Origin of the sequence: Paenilisteria riparia FSL S10-1204 (assembly GCF_000525995.1) — a bacterium.
GTDB lineage: Bacteria > Bacillota > Bacilli > Lactobacillales > Listeriaceae > Listeria_A > Listeria_A riparia.
The window spans coordinates 1-14,071 of record NZ_AODL01000029.1 but is presented as its reverse complement, the minus strand read 5'-3'; the positions used below and the strand labels follow the sequence as shown (position 1 = coordinate 14,071).

Below are 14,071 nucleotides of genomic sequence, written 5' to 3'. Positions count from 1 at the left end.
TTATTTGACAACGATATACATAATATCATGAATTCCGAATAAATGCAAGCTTTTTTTTTAAAATAACAGCCGAAGTAGTGCCATAATTATGACGCCTATAATGACTGTCCATAGTAAACTTCGCGTGAGCAAAGAGATAATAAATGTTGCAATGACAGCGATTAATTCTAGCCAATTAATTTGAAAACCTTGTGTACCATTTGACATAAAGCTTTCAAAGACTAACGCACTAAAAATACAAATTGGAATATAACTAAGCCATTTTTAAAATCGGTGCTGAAATCTTCCGGTTGCGCATAACAAGAAATGGTAGCATCCGCGGAATCGCCGTAACAAGACAGCAACCGAGTAGCATCAACAAGAAACTTGGTGTAACACTCATCGGTCTGTCACCACCCCAAGGGTCGCCACAATAATAGTGGATAACACAACCGCTACGTTACTAGAAACAACAAATGATAACCCTATCATGAAAATAAGCATATACAAGATTAGAAATGCAATGTGGCGCAGTTTTGACTTAGGAACGCTCTGCAATTGGAATACGAAAAGTGCTACAAACATCGCTGTGAGTGCGAAATCAAGTCCAAATAACGCTGGATTAGGAATTAGCTTGCCAACGATTCCACCGAGTGCACACGCGGCAATCCATACGATATACGCCGTCATATTTAGTCCGTTCATCCAAGCCGCATACATCGGCTCCTTTTTTGCCAGTTTCATCGCCGCAACACCGAAGGATTCATCTGTGACAAGAAGGCTGATACCAATATTTTTAAACATGGAATCTTTTTGAAAATGTGGTGCTAATGTAGCTCCTAATAGAAAATGGCGAAAATTCACAATGAATGTCGTCACGATGATAGCAAGTGTTGTACTGTTTGTAAGTAGCATTGCGCAAATAATGAACTGTGCGGCACCAGCATATACAAACACGGCGAGCAAGGTAACTTCTAGCACATTTAAATTTGCCGCAATCCCCGCAACTCCAGCAGCAATACCGATGCTTATATAACCAAGTAATGTCGGTATGCAATCTTTTACCCCTTCTAAAAATGAGCCTTCAGAAATTTTTCTGGCATCTAATCCCTCCCCTTTTACTTCTTTATTATCCTACCAAAATTACAGTACGGTGACTAGGGGCTATTGACTTTTTTTGGTTCTGATTATATAATAAAACAAAAAAATGACTTCTGAGTCAAATTATGACCGCAGTTATTTTTATGAAAGGTGGCCTCTAAATGAATTGGAAGGAACAGCAAAAGTACGACCGAGAACAATTAATACTTGCCGAAGCAGAAACCATGTTATTTCAAGCCGCGGATAACACGATCAATATGGATGCACTTGCGCTTTCTGTTGGGATTTCTAAAGGAACATTATATAACCACTTCACCAATAAAGAGGCAATTATTACACGTATTTTAGAGCGAAACGCGCAAAACTTGCTACAGATGATGCGCGAAACAATGATAAATGTAGATGATAGCAAGATGAAATTACAAACATTGTTACGTACTATTATTCGTAATCCCTACTTCACTTTGGTTTTAAAAAATCAACCAGATATGAGCCAAAGCAACGAACTCACATATCTTTTCGAACGAGTTATAGAGGAACTTACCCTACTTTTTCGTCATCTTCAAGAAAAAAACATCATTGATTCGGTATACCCAGCAACATTTTTAGTAGCGCATTTTATGCATCTATTTGATCCAACTATCTTTCGGCATTTACTAAAAGAAGGCGTTTTGGAAGACCATATCGTCGACTTGACCGAGCGCTTCTTTTTCCAAGGAACACAAAAGGAGATGTAAACATGCAATTTATTACCAATGCAAATTACCACTTTATTATGCACCAAGCTTTCAATGCGTATCATGGCGCTATTAATACGAATGATGAAAGCGTCAAAAATGCCTTGCGATTCTCATGTATCGACAAAGCAAGAGCGATTTTTGAAAACTTAACAACCGAGCAAGATGCTTTAATTGGCGAAATTTTTCATATTCGTTCTGAAGAGGAATTAGAGACGTTCGATGCCAAACTGCAGAACTATTTAATCCCCTTTCCAATCATTAACGAAAAAACTGTCAAAAAGCTATTTCCAAAGGTGAAAAAACTAAAAGCGCCTGATTTACCAGCTGAACAAATAAATCGCCTTGTTTTTTGGGGCTGGAATGACACGGGTGCGCAAAAGAAATTTATCATCGCGCAACATGACAATCAACTTGTAGCCGTTCATGGTAGCTTCACACTTATTTCCAAAAAAGGTATCTGTGCTTTTTGTCACCAAAACGAGCGTGTTGGCTTGTTCAAAGCAGATATAAAGTCGAAGGGGAACAATGATAATTTCCGCGCTATCGGCCAGTACATTTGCGCAGATAGCCTCACGTGTAGCAGTAATATCAAAAACGAATCTCGACTCCTAGAATTTATTAATGTATTAAAAGCCTAACTTTGGGTATACTAGTATAGAAAAATCAAAAGGAGGGCAAAAAAATGGCAAGAAAACCAAAAATGCTTTTTGTGAACTTAGCAGTAAAAGACTTAGACAAATCGGTGGAATTTTTCACAGCATTAGGATTCGAGTTTAACCCCCAATTCACCAATGAAAAAGCAACATGTATGATTTTAAATGAAAATACGTTCATTATGTTACTAGTAGAAGAGTTCTTCCAAAACTTCACCAAGAAAACAGTCGCCGAGCCTGCAACAACTACCGAAGCAATCATGGCTATTTCTGCAGACACACGTGAAGAAGTAGATGAAATCGTAGAAAAAGCACTTGCAGCTGGCGGAAAAGTTTCTAATGATAAAATGGACGAAGGTTTCATGTACAGTTGGAGCTTCCAAGATGTTGATAATCACTTATGGGAAGTTATTTACATGGACCCAAGTACGATAAATGGCTAACTTATAAAACGAGGCGGGAATTAAAAATCCGGTGCCTCGTTTTTTATTACGCCTTTTTCTAAACTAATAAAATAAACGGTTTAAATTAGCTATGCATCTACCATTGCTATTCCAAGTGTTTTTCGATTCTCTCATACATTGGCTTTTAAAATTTATTATGTTCCCTTTTTATTCAAAAACTTTATAGTTTAGGCTTGGCAAATGAATAGATCCATGATACAATAAATCTTGTGTTTTGGAGGAATACCCAAGTCTGGCTGAAGGGATCGGTCTTGAAAACCGACAGGCGGGTAAGACCGCGCGGGGGTTCGAATCCCTCTTCCTCCTTTCTTAAAAACAGCTCATAGATTAAAGTGAGTTGTTTTTTTTATGCGCTCTTATAAAAAGTTATATTTATTACCATAAAAAAATAATTATTCAAACCCAACAATCCCATTATACTGATATTAACGTGGTTTTTGTAACTTTTATAGCTATAAAATATATTGCTTTTCAAATTTAGTTAATGTATAATACATTTTGTTAATATTTTGTTAACACTTTAACAAAATATTAGAGGGGATGTTACAACATGCAAGTAAAGAAAAAATATCAAAAATGGCAAGGCATATTTCTAATCACAATATTAATCATTGGCTCCGTTTTCTTCCAGAGTTTTCTACCCATACAGGGACAAGCCATTGGGAAGGCAACATTGAACAAAGTTTCCATCACTTATCCAGATGGACAAGATTATATTACTGCTTTTAAAGATACAGCCACACTTCACTTCGATGTAGAGCTACAGCCACTTACAAAAGGTGATAGTACTACAATCAATTTTGCCGCGGATAATCACATTGGTTATAGCAATACGAGTTTTAATATTGGCGAAGCTTACACGGTTACTCCATCTGCATCTGGGTTAACAATAACAGCGCTAAAAGACACGAAAGCAACATCGACTACTATAGATATTCCATGTAACTACGTTCAAAACACCACCTCAGAAATCACAAAATCCCTTGTGTTTACCATGCAAGATGTGAGTCAAAGTATTAATATTTCAGTAAAACCCTACCAAGAAACAGTTCCTGAAAACGAATTAGTAAAGAACGTTTGCTTTGGCTTTAATCCTGACGGCACTATTTCTTGGGGCATTTACTACAATTACAATAAAGTAAATATTGCAGGAACCCCGTCTTTTCCATACACATTCAAAAACAACATCGGCCCTGGTCAAAAACTAATTCCTGGTTCCATCATTGTGTATACCGTAAGTAGTCCTAAAGATTCTAACAATGTTCGCAACTTAGATCATGATGCTTTTGACTACGACATTGATTATTTCATAAAAAGCCTTGGTACAATGGCTAATAATGGTTTCTCCTATTCTAGTGATCATTTCAATGGCTTCCCTACAACAACCGGCAGTTATGAAGCGGGTACCAATGCCTATATGATTTTCTATTCCACGGAAGTTACCGATTCAAGTGTCGGTGTATACACAAATGATGTTTCTATCCAAGGAACGCTTGCTGGAAGTGGTGGGCAAGATATAAAAATTCAAGATGAATCATTTGCATCGATTACAGCTCCTGCAAGTGGAAGTGGAGATAGCGGCGACCTAATTGGTTCTGTCACTTTCCAAAAAGTAGACAAAGATAATCCAACACTTGGTCTGGCAGGTGCAATATTTGCCGTTCAAGATAGACAAGGTAATGAAATTGCGACAGTTACAACAGATAGCAACGGAAAAGCAACGCTAGATAACTTGCCATACGGAAGCTATAACCTTGTCGAAACAACTGCTCCTGATGGCTATGAACGTAACGATACGCTTATTCCGTTTGAAATTTCAGATAAAACACAACTTGTTGATTTAGGTAAAATCACGAATACGAAAAAAGATAACCCAACCCCGGTTAACCCAAGCGAGCCTGATACACCTGATACACCGGACAAACCAGACACGCCAGCAGATACACCAATAAAGCCTGATGAGCCAAAAACACCTACGAAAACTCCAGATACACAGAAAACACCTACATTAGTTCCAGATACAGCAAAAACGCCTAGTCCAACAGAGAAAGCGCCAACTGTCTCTACAACGACCAATGAGAAGCCTTTTACTTCTAATTCTTCCCTACCTCGTACAGGCGATTCACATGATATGGTAGGAACTTTGGCTGGACTTACAGCGATTATTCTTGGCTACGCCCTTTACAGGAGAAAATAACATCTGTCAGAGTCTGAGCAATCAGACTCTGGTCTTGTATATGTCTTCAAAATTTGCATTTGTAACTTGCACTAAATCCATTGGTGCAATCGCTAACTGAAGCCCTCTTTTTCCCGCTGAAATAAATAATTGTTCTTGATTTTTCGCATCATCTGCAATAAATGTTGGGAACCGTTTTTTCATTCCAATTGGTGAACAGCCACCGCGTATATAACCTGTTACTTTTTCTAAGTCTTTCATTGGTAGCATTTCTACTTTTTTGTTTCCGCTTACCTTGGCAAGTAATTTTAAATCAAGTTCTTTATTCGCTGGAATACATGCAACGATAGTACCCGTTTTATCGCCTTCTGCGACAAGTGTTTTATACATTTTTTCAGGTGACACATGCAACATTTTAGCAATTTCGGTTGCATCCATATGCTCTTCCTGTATTAGTATTTGACGTAGTTCGTAATGGATTTTTTGCTGATCTAAAATTCGGCTAGCATTAGTTTTGGCGATTTTTTTATGGTGATTCATTTTCTTCACTCCAGTTTTATGAAAAATAGCGGTATTCTTAGAAGAATAACCGCTACAATCAAGATTATTTAGCTGATAATAGCATCATCAGAAACCGCTTCTTTAGAGTCCCATTTGACGATAATACGTACCGTTTTTTTGCGTTTATCTACTTCTTCGTAACTTTCCGTGTAGAGCTTCCGTTGATACTGAATTTGCTCTGCAACAAAGCCTGCTTCTAATTTAAAGGTTGCTTCGCTGTTTCCTGCTAATCGCGATGTTACAAGCTCACCGCTTAGAAGCAATTGCAGTTCGTCTTTTTTTTCACTGACAACTGATAGATCACCAAAGGATGCGCGTTTAAAGAAATCAGCAATGGCTTCCATTGTCTCCAAACGATATTCTCGAGCCAATTCTTTTCCCGCCCAGTATAGAATATGTGGCGTTTCTTCACCAAGTATGTTCGGTACTAACCTGTCGCGAATTAATTCATAACCAAAAACTGGTATCATTTTTCCATTTACAATTTCTTCATTTTCTGTCATTTATAAATACCCCGCTTTCTACTCCAACTATTATACCCAGAAAATCGACAAAATAGAACTAACAACATCAAAATTTCTAAAAAAAGCTCCAAATCCATCAAAAAGCTTGCGAAAACCGTTAAAAAATAAGAAAATGAAGTGTGTAATTAAATTATCTATAGTATACTTTATTCTAAAATGAAGAAATTGAGGCGAAACGTGTGAAAAGAGCAATTGGTTTTATTGATTCGGGCGTTGGTGGATTGACAGTTGTTAAAGAAGTCCTAAAACAGCTCCCTCATGAACAAATATATTATCTTGGTGATACCGCACGTTGCCCATATGGTCCGCGGGATCGCGATGAAGTACATCAATTCACTTGGGAAATGACAAATTTTCTGGTCGAACGAAATATTAAGATGCTAGTTATCGCGTGTAATACGGCTACAGCAGCGGCGCTCGCAGATATTCGTGCGACATTAGATATACCAGTTATCGGGGTAATTCAACCAGGCTCAAGAGCGGCTCTAAAAGCAACGCATAATAATCGTGTTGGTGTCCTAGGCACAATCGGTACCGTTCAAAGCATGGCGTATCCTAAAGCATTAAAAGGGCTAAATCGTCGTGTCGAAGTCGATTCGCTGGCATGTCCTAAGTTCGTATCGGTCGTAGAAAGTGGCGAATACAAAAGCGCGATAGCCAAAAAAATTGTCGCTGAGTCCCTACTACCGCTAAAAAGTACGAAGATTGACACGATTATTTTAGGTTGTACGCATTATCCTCTCCTTAAAACATTGATTGAGAATTTTATGGGCTCTGATGTTGCGGTGATTAATTCTGGTGAGGAGACGGCTAGTGAAGTTAGTGCGTTGCTTGATTATCATGATTTATTAGACCAAGACGATAAGGGCGTACAACATCGTTTTTTTACAACGGGTTCTGTGTCCATTTTTCAAGATATTGCGCAAGACTGGCTTGATATACCAGACATGCATGTGGAACATATCAAATTAGGAAATGAAAAGGGAGTGTACCAATGAGATTCGACGGCAGAGAAAAAGGCATTTTGCGACAAGTAGAGATGGTTCCAGGTTACATTAAACATCCAGAAGGCTCGATTTTAATTACAGTTGGCGATACGAAAGTGATTTGTTCAGCTTCTGTAGAAGATCGTGTCCCACCATTTATGCGTGGTGAAGGTCGTGGCTGGGTTTCCGCAGAATATGCGATGCTACCACGTGCGACAGAACACCGAAACATACGCGAATCTTCCAAAGGAAAAGTGACAGGCCGGACGATGGAAATCCAGCGCCTTATTGGTCGTGCATTGCGAGCAGTTGTTGATTTAGATGCACTTGGAGAACGCACGATTTGGTTGGATTGCGATGTGATTCAAGCGGATGGCGGGACACGAACAGCATCCATTACAGGGGCTTTCGTGGCAATGGTGATTGCGATTGCGAAACTTCATGCGGCTACACCTTTTGCAAAATTCCCTGTCAATGATTTTCTTGCAGCTACAAGTGTCGGCGTTTTAGAAGATGGCACGGCGGTTCTTGATTTAAATTATGTAGAAGATAGTGCCGCAGCTGTCGATATGAACCTTGTTATGACTGGTGCAGGACGCTTCGTCGAACTTCAAGGCACAGGCGAAGAAGCAACGTTCTCTGAGGACGAGCTAAGCGAACTTATAACACTTGGCAAAAAAGGAATTGCTGAACTGATTACCTTCCAAAAAGAAATACTAGGCGAAGAAGTGAGCCATTTAATTGGAGGTCAAGTATGAAGAAACTAGTAATCGCAACGAATAACCCCGGCAAAGCCAGAGAATTCGAGAAACTATTCGGCGTGCACAGCATTGAAATTTTGACATTATCCGATTTTCCAGAGATTGGCGAAATCGAAGAAACTGGCACGACTTTTGCAGAAAATGCGGCGTTAAAAGCGGAAGCCGTAGCACAAAAAATAAACCAAGTCGTGATTGGTGATGACTCAGGCTTGATTGTCGATGCCTTAAATGGCGCACCTGGAATATACTCTGCGCGTTATGCTGGAAATCAACATAATGATGCAGACAACAACGAAAAGCTTCTAAAAGAGCTTACAGGCGTTCCTGCGAGTGCGCGACAAGCCCGCTTCCACTGCACACTAGCCATTGCTTTCCCTGGCGAAGAAACACAATTTTTCACAGGCGAATGTGAAGGTTCGATTTTAACAGCACCACAAGGCGAGAACGGTTTTGGCTACGATCCCCTCTTTTACTTGGCGTCGTTTGACAAATCCATGGCAGAAATTCCGCCTGAAGAGAAGAATAAAATCAGCCACCGCGCAAAAGCTTTAGAAAAAGTTGCAAAAAATATAGACCAATTGATAGAAAAGATTGTATAATGGTACAGTAATGAAAGATGGGGGAGAAAAATTTGAAATTACTAGTAGTTAGCGACAGTCATCATGAACGCGACTGTCTCATCCATTTAAAAGAGAAATATGAAGGCGAAGTTGATGCGATGATTCATTGCGGAGATTCCGAACTTGAGAAAGATGATCCTGCCATTCAAGGGTTTCATACGGTTCGTGGGAATTGTGACTTTGGCTCTGACTTCCCGAATGATTGGGTTGGCGAAGTCGATGGATACCGCATTTTTACCACACATGGGCATCTGTATAACATTAAAATGACATTGATGAACTTGCGTTACCGCGCGCGCGAATTAAATGCCGACTTTGTTTTCTTCGGTCATTCACATGAATTAGGCGTTGATATGTTGGATAATACAATTATTTTGAATCCAGGTAGCATATCCCTTCCAAGAGGACGCATCCATGAGAAAACATATGCATTAATTGATGCAACCGATGACGGCGTTAAAGTGCGCTTTATGACGATTGATGACAAAGAACTAACCGACCTAACACAAACATTCCCGCTCGTGAAGAACAATTAGTTTTTCCGGCGGGTTTCGGTGATTAGTGGCACTAAAATTGGATAAACTTACAACAACATGAATATTTTTCGAAAATATCGCCTAAAAGCATTGACAAATCGGCAAATAAAACATAAAATGATACTTGGCTGTGAAAATTGTATAGCGTGTCCTGATAGCTCAGCTGGATAGAGCAACGGCCTTCTAAGCCGTCGGTCGGGGGTTCGAATCCCTCTCAGGACGTTAGTAAACTCGTTGGAAACAGCGAGTTTTTTATTTTACTTTTTTGAAATCAATTAGGAACTGAAATTCGGGGCAGATTTGGGGCAGGATTTAACTTTATTAAAATCGACCCATAATAAAAAGCGACTAGCTAGCACTTTAGTAGTCGCTTTTTATTTACCTCATGTTTAGGATGATTACAGAATCAGTATATCAGATTCATTTGAGGAGCAAAGCTCTAATTTTTATCGTAAGTGTATACCCCTCAATATGGTATTTCACTTATCCCATAACTGGCAGGGGTATTCAGGAGGATCTCCATCCCTCACCCTTTTCCTATTTGAAAGGATAGTATCCTGCATTATGCTTAGAAATTGATGGAATGCATCAAAAATATCTTTAAACTCGTATTTTCCCATTACCCCAGCTCTATCAGCTGTCATATAAACTTCAAATGTTTCTCCATTTTTTTCGATTCTAATTTGATATTCTTGTCTGTTGTTTTCTGGTCCCTCAAAAATGGAATACCTTAAGTCTTCATAGTCTAATATTTGAATGTCATCCTCTAAAATCTTTTTATACTCTTCCATTAAATCACGGTTCATTTTGCTACCTCCTTTAAAAGCCCTAATTTTTCATACCAGTCGACCACAGTTCCTAGTTGAATCTGAGTACCTCCGCCTGCTCCAAAAACTTCTGCTACTTTTCCTTGTTGGGGATTCGCTATATCGTCCAAAGTAAAATTATGTTTTCTCATCCCTGTTCTTAAGTTGTTTTGCATTGCAGGCGGGAGGTTTTCAACAGCTTTTTTTACATTTACCAAGTTTATATCTTGAACCACTTCATATTGGTAATAGGGTTTTATACTCTCTGGATACGGTAACCCTCTGGTATCATACTCGAGAATTTTACCATTTTCCACAGGACTCGTAAATCTTCCGAAAGAATCTCCGTACCTATCAATAACTTGTCCAGCTTTCAAATTAGCATTTACTGTAATCGCTTTTCCTGTTTTATCAACAATAAAGCCATCTGCTTCTGGCCATTTTATATTTCCAAAGTCGTCTAAATACCTGGGTGAGCGAACAAGAACTCCTCCCTGCGCTTCATAAGCGATTTCTCCACTAGCTAAGGTGATTTTTTTTCGGAACAAAAGGCTTTACAACCGCGCCAACTTCATCGCCTAAAGTATTGATTTTAGAGCCAGCACTCACTTCTCTCACGTTTTTTATCTTGCTGAAATCGTTAATCCCTCTTGTAATTCCGAACATACTGGCCAAAAATATAGTGGTACTAGCTAATCCATAGGCATCTCCCTTTTTATAAGGCTCTAAATAGCTAGACACGATACCATCCCAAAACATTCCCATTGTTCCAGATGGATCACTACGTAAGTTTTTCATCAGCATTGCAATGCTTTCTAGTTGCTTCTCTGGATGTTTCAAGCTTTCTATCGCTCTTTTTCCGAATCCGAAAATAGAATCTCTTGTAGAAGCACCGATTTGGCGTACTTTATTTCGATCATATTGGCGATAATCTTTCTCTATTTTAGAAGCATGCGTGTGATCCATTTCCATCAACGCCGCATGTCTTGGCTGATTCGGTGCATCGCTTCGCCTTCCTCTTGCTGTAATTGCGTCAACTTTTGTCTCAGGTAATCATCTAAGTCTTCCATCAATCCTTGATTATGACGCATGACCCATAGCTCGTCTGGATCATCTGGCAAGGTTCCAATACTCGGTTGCGGCACGCGAAACACATCACTTTTCGCATGATCTAAAATATCACGCTGGGTTTCTGCCAGCCTTTGAAGTCCACGGGCATCGATTAACATATCCCGATTCCGATAGGTTGGACTGTCAATCGATTTGAGGTTCGACACATAGCTTTCCAGGTATGTATAGAGCTTAGTCACCGTTCCCTGCTGCCGGGAAATATCGTCTCGGTGGGCGCCGAATTCAATGGAAAGGGCATCCGCTAATTTTCCTTTTTGTTTCCCCACTGCATCTTGGACATTCACCAGAACACTATCCAGCGTTTCTAAACTTACCTTCATTTTGTGCAAAGATGTCAGCACTTCCTCCAATTCCCCCATATTTAGTTTGAAATCCATCAGCCTTTGCCTCCTAACTTGGCATCCGTTTCGATGAACTCACGCACTGCGGTTTGGCTATCCACAAAAGCTTGTTTTAACTTCGTAAATTGGTCCGCTTTTATTTCTGTTACTAGTCCTTCTTTCACTTCGATGTAGCGTGTCATAAAATCAGGGGTGACTTGCTTATTCAATGTATCCATGGTGTGTTGAATCCTTGTGGCTTCAGCTTTGAAATCTAACGCGGCTTGCTCTCCCATTTTTAATTGTTTCAAAACCCAAGCGGTGTCTATATCAATTGGCGTTGACATATCCTATCTCCCTCCGTAAAGCATTCGCTGTCTGCTCGCAGTAGGAAATCATGTCGTTGGCTTCCGCTTCTATTTGATTCAGCCTATGTATCATTTTTTCCCCTATTTCGTGGTTTTCATCTTGCATCCCGTTTTCCCTGTTCTTAATAGCATCCTCTATACTTTCTAAACTATGTTTTCTAGCAGAAATCACATGTCTAATCTGTTCATAATGTGGCATAGGGCACTTCCTCTTATGTTAGTATCTTCCAATATCCATTATAACAAATATATACAAAATAAAAAAGACTCCCAAACGAGAAACTTCATAAGTCAGTCGATACTTCCTTCATCACCCGCATAGTTATGGAATACTTCCAATTTTCCAAACATTTTTAATAGGTATTTTCTTTATCCCTTAATGAGAATGAAATTTGGACGTATACTAATAAAGTAGACAGTGAAATTAAATGGTATACTGTTTTCAAGTAGACACAAAAACGAAAGGAAGTAGAACGATGTCTGGTTACAAAAAATACGATGAATCATTCAAGCAAAGTCTTGTCAACCTTCATCAAGGAGGGAAAACACAAACTTCGTTGTGTCAGGAATACGGCGTTTCTTTCACTGCGTTATCCCGCTGGGTCAAACAATATTCCGAAGTTCCAATGGAAGATGGATCTGTTCTTACAGCCAAGCAAGTGAAAGAATTACAAAAGAAAAATGCCTTACTAGAAGAAGAGAATTTAATCTTAAAAAAAAGCGATTACCACACTCACACAACGATTAGATGCTATCCATCTTCTTCGATTGTTCGTTTATGTCAGGCCTTACGTGTCAATAGAAGTAGCTATTACAAACGATATCATCAGCCACCTGCTGCACGAACAATAGAAAATCAACAACTTCGCCAACATATTTTAACTGTTTATACAGAAACAAAATATCGCTTAGGTGCGGCTAAAATACAAGTTCTTTTAAAGCGTGATTATGGTATCAATATCAGTGCCGGTAGAGTGTATCGTCTGATGAAATCCATGGATTTACCTAAAATGTCCACATCGAAACCAACCTACCGCTATCAAAAACCTACGGTTTCTTTTGCTTCTCCCAACCTGTTAAAGCAACAATTTCAACCGGAAGCGCCAAATCAAGCATGGGTAAGTGACATCTCTTATATTTCTGTCAAGCGCTCTTTTGTTTATTTATGCGTCATTTTAGATTTATTCTCTCGAAAAGTGATTGCTTGGAAGGTCAAACAAAGGATGACTGCTTCTTTAGTCACGGAAACCATTGCGCTTGCCTCTCAAAATCGTATGTATGATGAACCCGCCATCTTTCATTCGGATCAAGGCTCCCAATATACCTTCTCAAGCAGTACGACAAGCTTTGGATAAACACCGACTCGAGCCTTCTTTCTCCAAAAAAGCATATCCTTGGGATAATGCAGTCAATGAAGCTTTTTTCAAATACATGAAAAAGGAAGAACTAAATCGACGGATTTTTCAAACACTAGAAGACATAGAGTTAGCTTACTTTAATACATTGAAGGATTTTATAATTCGAAGCGACCACATGGTTTCAATGACATGCTTACACCAGATGAAAAAGAGAACTATTTTTTCCATGCGTCATCATTATTTTAGCTATTTTACTGTCTACTTTATTGACATTTGTCCAATATAGTCTTCTAAGCCGTCGGTCGGGGGTTCGAATCCCTCTCAGGACGTTTTTTGACTCATTGGAAACAATGGGTTTTTATTTTGTTCTCTTTCGGTCCTAATTTTTCGTTTATAACACAAAAAAAGCTAGGCAAAGTGAACTCTGCCTAACTCCTCTTCTCAATCCTCCAACTCAAACGTATCGTGCAGCACTTGGGCAGCGCGGATCATTTTCTTTTCATCTACTACGGTTGATACTTTAATTTCTGATGTGCTTATCATTTTAATCGCGATGTCATTATCTGTCAACGCTTCAAACATGTGGGCTGCGACGCTGGATTCGAAACCATGCCGGAACCAACGATAGACACTTTGGCTAGATTTTGTTCGGATTCGAGTTTTGCGTATTGGAGTGTTTCTTGGTGTTCTTCTAGTACTGCCAATGTTTCTAGTAGCGCTTTTGTTTTAATGGTGAAGGACAGATTGCCGTGGCCTAGTCCTGTGATGCCTTGGATGATAATGTCGACGTCGATGTTGTGTTCGGCTAATGTTGTGAATACTTTGGAGACGCGCATGTTTTCTTTTTTGTCCCAGTGAATGGTTATGCGGGTGATTTTATCTTCGAATGCGATTCCTCGCACGACTTTCGTGTTTTCCATGGTCATTTCCTCCTCAATCATGGTTCCTGCTTCGTCTTCGTGGCTGGCGCGAACTTCGAGTGGGATG

At 39.4% G+C, this 14,071-nt stretch carries 19 protein-coding genes, 2 tRNA genes and 2 pseudogenes; 11 read left to right on the top strand and 12 right to left on the bottom strand.

Annotated elements, in window-relative coordinates; translation table 11 throughout:
- Positions 1-57: 57 nt before the first annotated feature.
- Genes PRIP_RS17800 through PRIP_RS13435 form a run of 3 tightly spaced genes read right to left on the bottom strand, consistent with a single transcriptional unit; the run spans position 58 to position 1,071 of the window.
- Complete coding sequence (locus PRIP_RS17800; RefSeq protein WP_241434186.1) at positions 58-207, bottom strand: AzlD domain-containing protein; 150 nt, start codon at positions 205-207, stop codon at positions 58-60.
- Between the two features lie 46 nt (positions 208-253).
- Entirely contained in the window at positions 254-382 is a 129-nt protein-coding gene (locus PRIP_RS18030; protein WP_277620102.1) for an AzlD domain-containing protein, read from the bottom strand.
- Positions 379-1,071: an AzlC family ABC transporter permease gene (locus PRIP_RS13435; RefSeq protein WP_036101675.1), complete on the bottom strand. Its 693-nt coding sequence runs from the start codon at positions 1,069-1,071 to the stop codon at positions 379-381. Before PRIP_RS13435 ends, PRIP_RS18030 begins: the two co-directional genes overlap by 4 nt.
- A 170-nt stretch (positions 1,072-1,241) precedes the next feature.
- Between PRIP_RS13435 and PRIP_RS13430 the strand changes: the two genes are divergently transcribed.
- The 5 genes from PRIP_RS13430 to PRIP_RS13410 all read left to right on the top strand — a co-directional run bounded on the left by PRIP_RS13430 (position 1,242) and on the right by PRIP_RS13410 (position 5,134).
- Positions 1,242-1,817, top strand: a complete 576-nt coding sequence (locus PRIP_RS13430; RefSeq protein ID WP_036101674.1) for a TetR/AcrR family transcriptional regulator — start codon at positions 1,242-1,244, stop codon at positions 1,815-1,817.
- A gap of 2 nt (positions 1,818-1,819) precedes the next feature.
- Complete coding sequence (locus PRIP_RS13425) at positions 1,820-2,458, top strand: FusB/FusC family EF-G-binding protein (RefSeq protein WP_036101672.1); 639 nt, start codon at positions 1,820-1,822, stop codon at positions 2,456-2,458.
- A gap of 44 nt (positions 2,459-2,502) precedes the next feature.
- Positions 2,503-2,916, top strand: a complete 414-nt coding sequence (locus tag PRIP_RS13420; protein WP_036101670.1) for a VOC family protein — start codon at positions 2,503-2,505, stop codon at positions 2,914-2,916.
- Positions 2,917-3,153: 237 nt separating this feature from the next.
- Positions 3,154-3,243, top strand: a tRNA-Ser gene (locus tag PRIP_RS13415).
- A 244-nt stretch (positions 3,244-3,487) separates the two neighbouring features.
- Complete coding sequence (locus PRIP_RS13410) at positions 3,488-5,134, top strand: SpaA isopeptide-forming pilin-related protein (protein ID WP_036101668.1); 1,647 nt, start codon at positions 3,488-3,490, stop codon at positions 5,132-5,134.
- 21 nt (positions 5,135-5,155) lie between these two features.
- On the opposite strand, the gene ybaK is transcribed toward PRIP_RS13410, so the two are convergent.
- Together ybaK and PRIP_RS13400 are read right to left on the bottom strand one after the other, a co-directional pair.
- Positions 5,156-5,653 carry a Cys-tRNA(Pro) deacylase gene (gene ybaK, locus PRIP_RS13405; RefSeq protein ID WP_036101667.1) on the bottom strand — a complete coding sequence of 166 codons (498 nt, stop codon included), beginning with the start codon at positions 5,651-5,653 and terminating at the stop codon, positions 5,156-5,158.
- A gap of 68 nt (positions 5,654-5,721) precedes the next feature.
- Entirely contained in the window at positions 5,722-6,177 is a 456-nt protein-coding gene (locus tag PRIP_RS13400; protein WP_036101665.1) for a YslB family protein, read from the bottom strand.
- Between the two features lie 200 nt (positions 6,178-6,377).
- Here PRIP_RS13400 and racE point away from each other — a divergent pair, with 200 nt between their 5' ends.
- The 5 genes from racE (at position 6,378) to PRIP_RS13375 (ending at position 9,323) form a co-directional block, all read left to right on the top strand.
- The gene (gene racE / locus PRIP_RS13395) at positions 6,378-7,196 is read left to right on the top strand and encodes a glutamate racemase (RefSeq protein WP_036101664.1); all 819 of its coding nucleotides are present in this window, start codon (positions 6,378-6,380) and stop codon (positions 7,194-7,196) included.
- The gene (gene rph / locus PRIP_RS13390; protein WP_036101663.1) at positions 7,193-7,942 is read left to right on the top strand and encodes a ribonuclease PH; all 750 of its coding nucleotides are present in this window, start codon (positions 7,193-7,195) and stop codon (positions 7,940-7,942) included. The genes racE and rph overlap by 4 nt, the downstream gene beginning before the upstream one ends.
- The gene (locus tag PRIP_RS13385) at positions 7,939-8,544 is read left to right on the top strand and encodes an XTP/dITP diphosphatase (RefSeq protein ID WP_036101662.1); all 606 of its coding nucleotides are present in this window, start codon (positions 7,939-7,941) and stop codon (positions 8,542-8,544) included. Before rph ends, PRIP_RS13385 begins: the two co-directional genes overlap by 4 nt.
- A 32-nt stretch (positions 8,545-8,576) precedes the next feature.
- Positions 8,577-9,101, top strand: a complete 525-nt coding sequence (locus PRIP_RS13380; protein WP_036101661.1) for a metallophosphoesterase — start codon at positions 8,577-8,579, stop codon at positions 9,099-9,101.
- Between the two features lie 148 nt (positions 9,102-9,249).
- Positions 9,250-9,323: transfer RNA gene (locus PRIP_RS13375), tRNA-Arg, on the top strand.
- A gap of 257 nt (positions 9,324-9,580) precedes the next feature.
- On the opposite strand, the gene PRIP_RS13370 is transcribed toward PRIP_RS13375, so the two are convergent.
- The 6 genes from PRIP_RS13370 to PRIP_RS13345 are packed head-to-tail and all read right to left on the bottom strand — an operon-like array spanning position 9,581 to position 11,925.
- Positions 9,581-9,907 (bottom strand): Imm59 family immunity protein, encoded by a 327-nt coding sequence (locus PRIP_RS13370; RefSeq protein ID WP_036101659.1) that lies wholly within the window; start codon positions 9,905-9,907, stop codon positions 9,581-9,583.
- Positions 9,904-10,455 (bottom strand): TNT domain-containing protein, encoded by a 552-nt coding sequence (locus PRIP_RS16840; RefSeq protein ID WP_241434185.1) that lies wholly within the window; start codon positions 10,453-10,455, stop codon positions 9,904-9,906. The genes PRIP_RS13370 and PRIP_RS16840 overlap by 4 nt, the downstream gene beginning before the upstream one ends.
- Positions 10,427-10,882 (bottom strand): hypothetical protein, encoded by a 456-nt coding sequence (locus PRIP_RS17795; RefSeq protein WP_241434184.1) that lies wholly within the window; start codon positions 10,880-10,882, stop codon positions 10,427-10,429. Before PRIP_RS17795 ends, PRIP_RS16840 begins: the two co-directional genes overlap by 29 nt.
- Positions 10,879-11,379, bottom strand: coding sequence for a hypothetical protein (locus PRIP_RS13355; RefSeq protein WP_149023832.1), 501 nt, complete (start codon positions 11,377-11,379; stop codon positions 10,879-10,881). Before PRIP_RS13355 ends, PRIP_RS17795 begins: the two co-directional genes overlap by 4 nt.
- Positions 11,380-11,414: 35 nt before the next feature.
- Entirely contained in the window at positions 11,415-11,705 is a 291-nt protein-coding gene (locus PRIP_RS13350) for a hypothetical protein (protein WP_036101653.1), read from the bottom strand.
- Complete coding sequence (locus PRIP_RS13345) at positions 11,689-11,925, bottom strand: hypothetical protein (protein ID WP_036101647.1); 237 nt, start codon at positions 11,923-11,925, stop codon at positions 11,689-11,691. Before PRIP_RS13345 ends, PRIP_RS13350 begins: the two co-directional genes overlap by 17 nt.
- Before the next feature lie 277 nt (positions 11,926-12,202).
- On the opposite strand from PRIP_RS13345, the pseudogene PRIP_RS13340 reads away from it, so the two are divergent.
- Positions 12,203-13,330 (top strand): annotated as a pseudogene (locus PRIP_RS13340) (IS3 family transposase).
- A 195-nt stretch (positions 13,331-13,525) separates the two neighbouring features.
- Here PRIP_RS13340 and PRIP_RS13335 read toward each other — a convergent pair.
- Positions 13,526-14,071: pseudogene (locus tag PRIP_RS13335) on the bottom strand (ACT domain-containing protein); the annotation flags it as partial.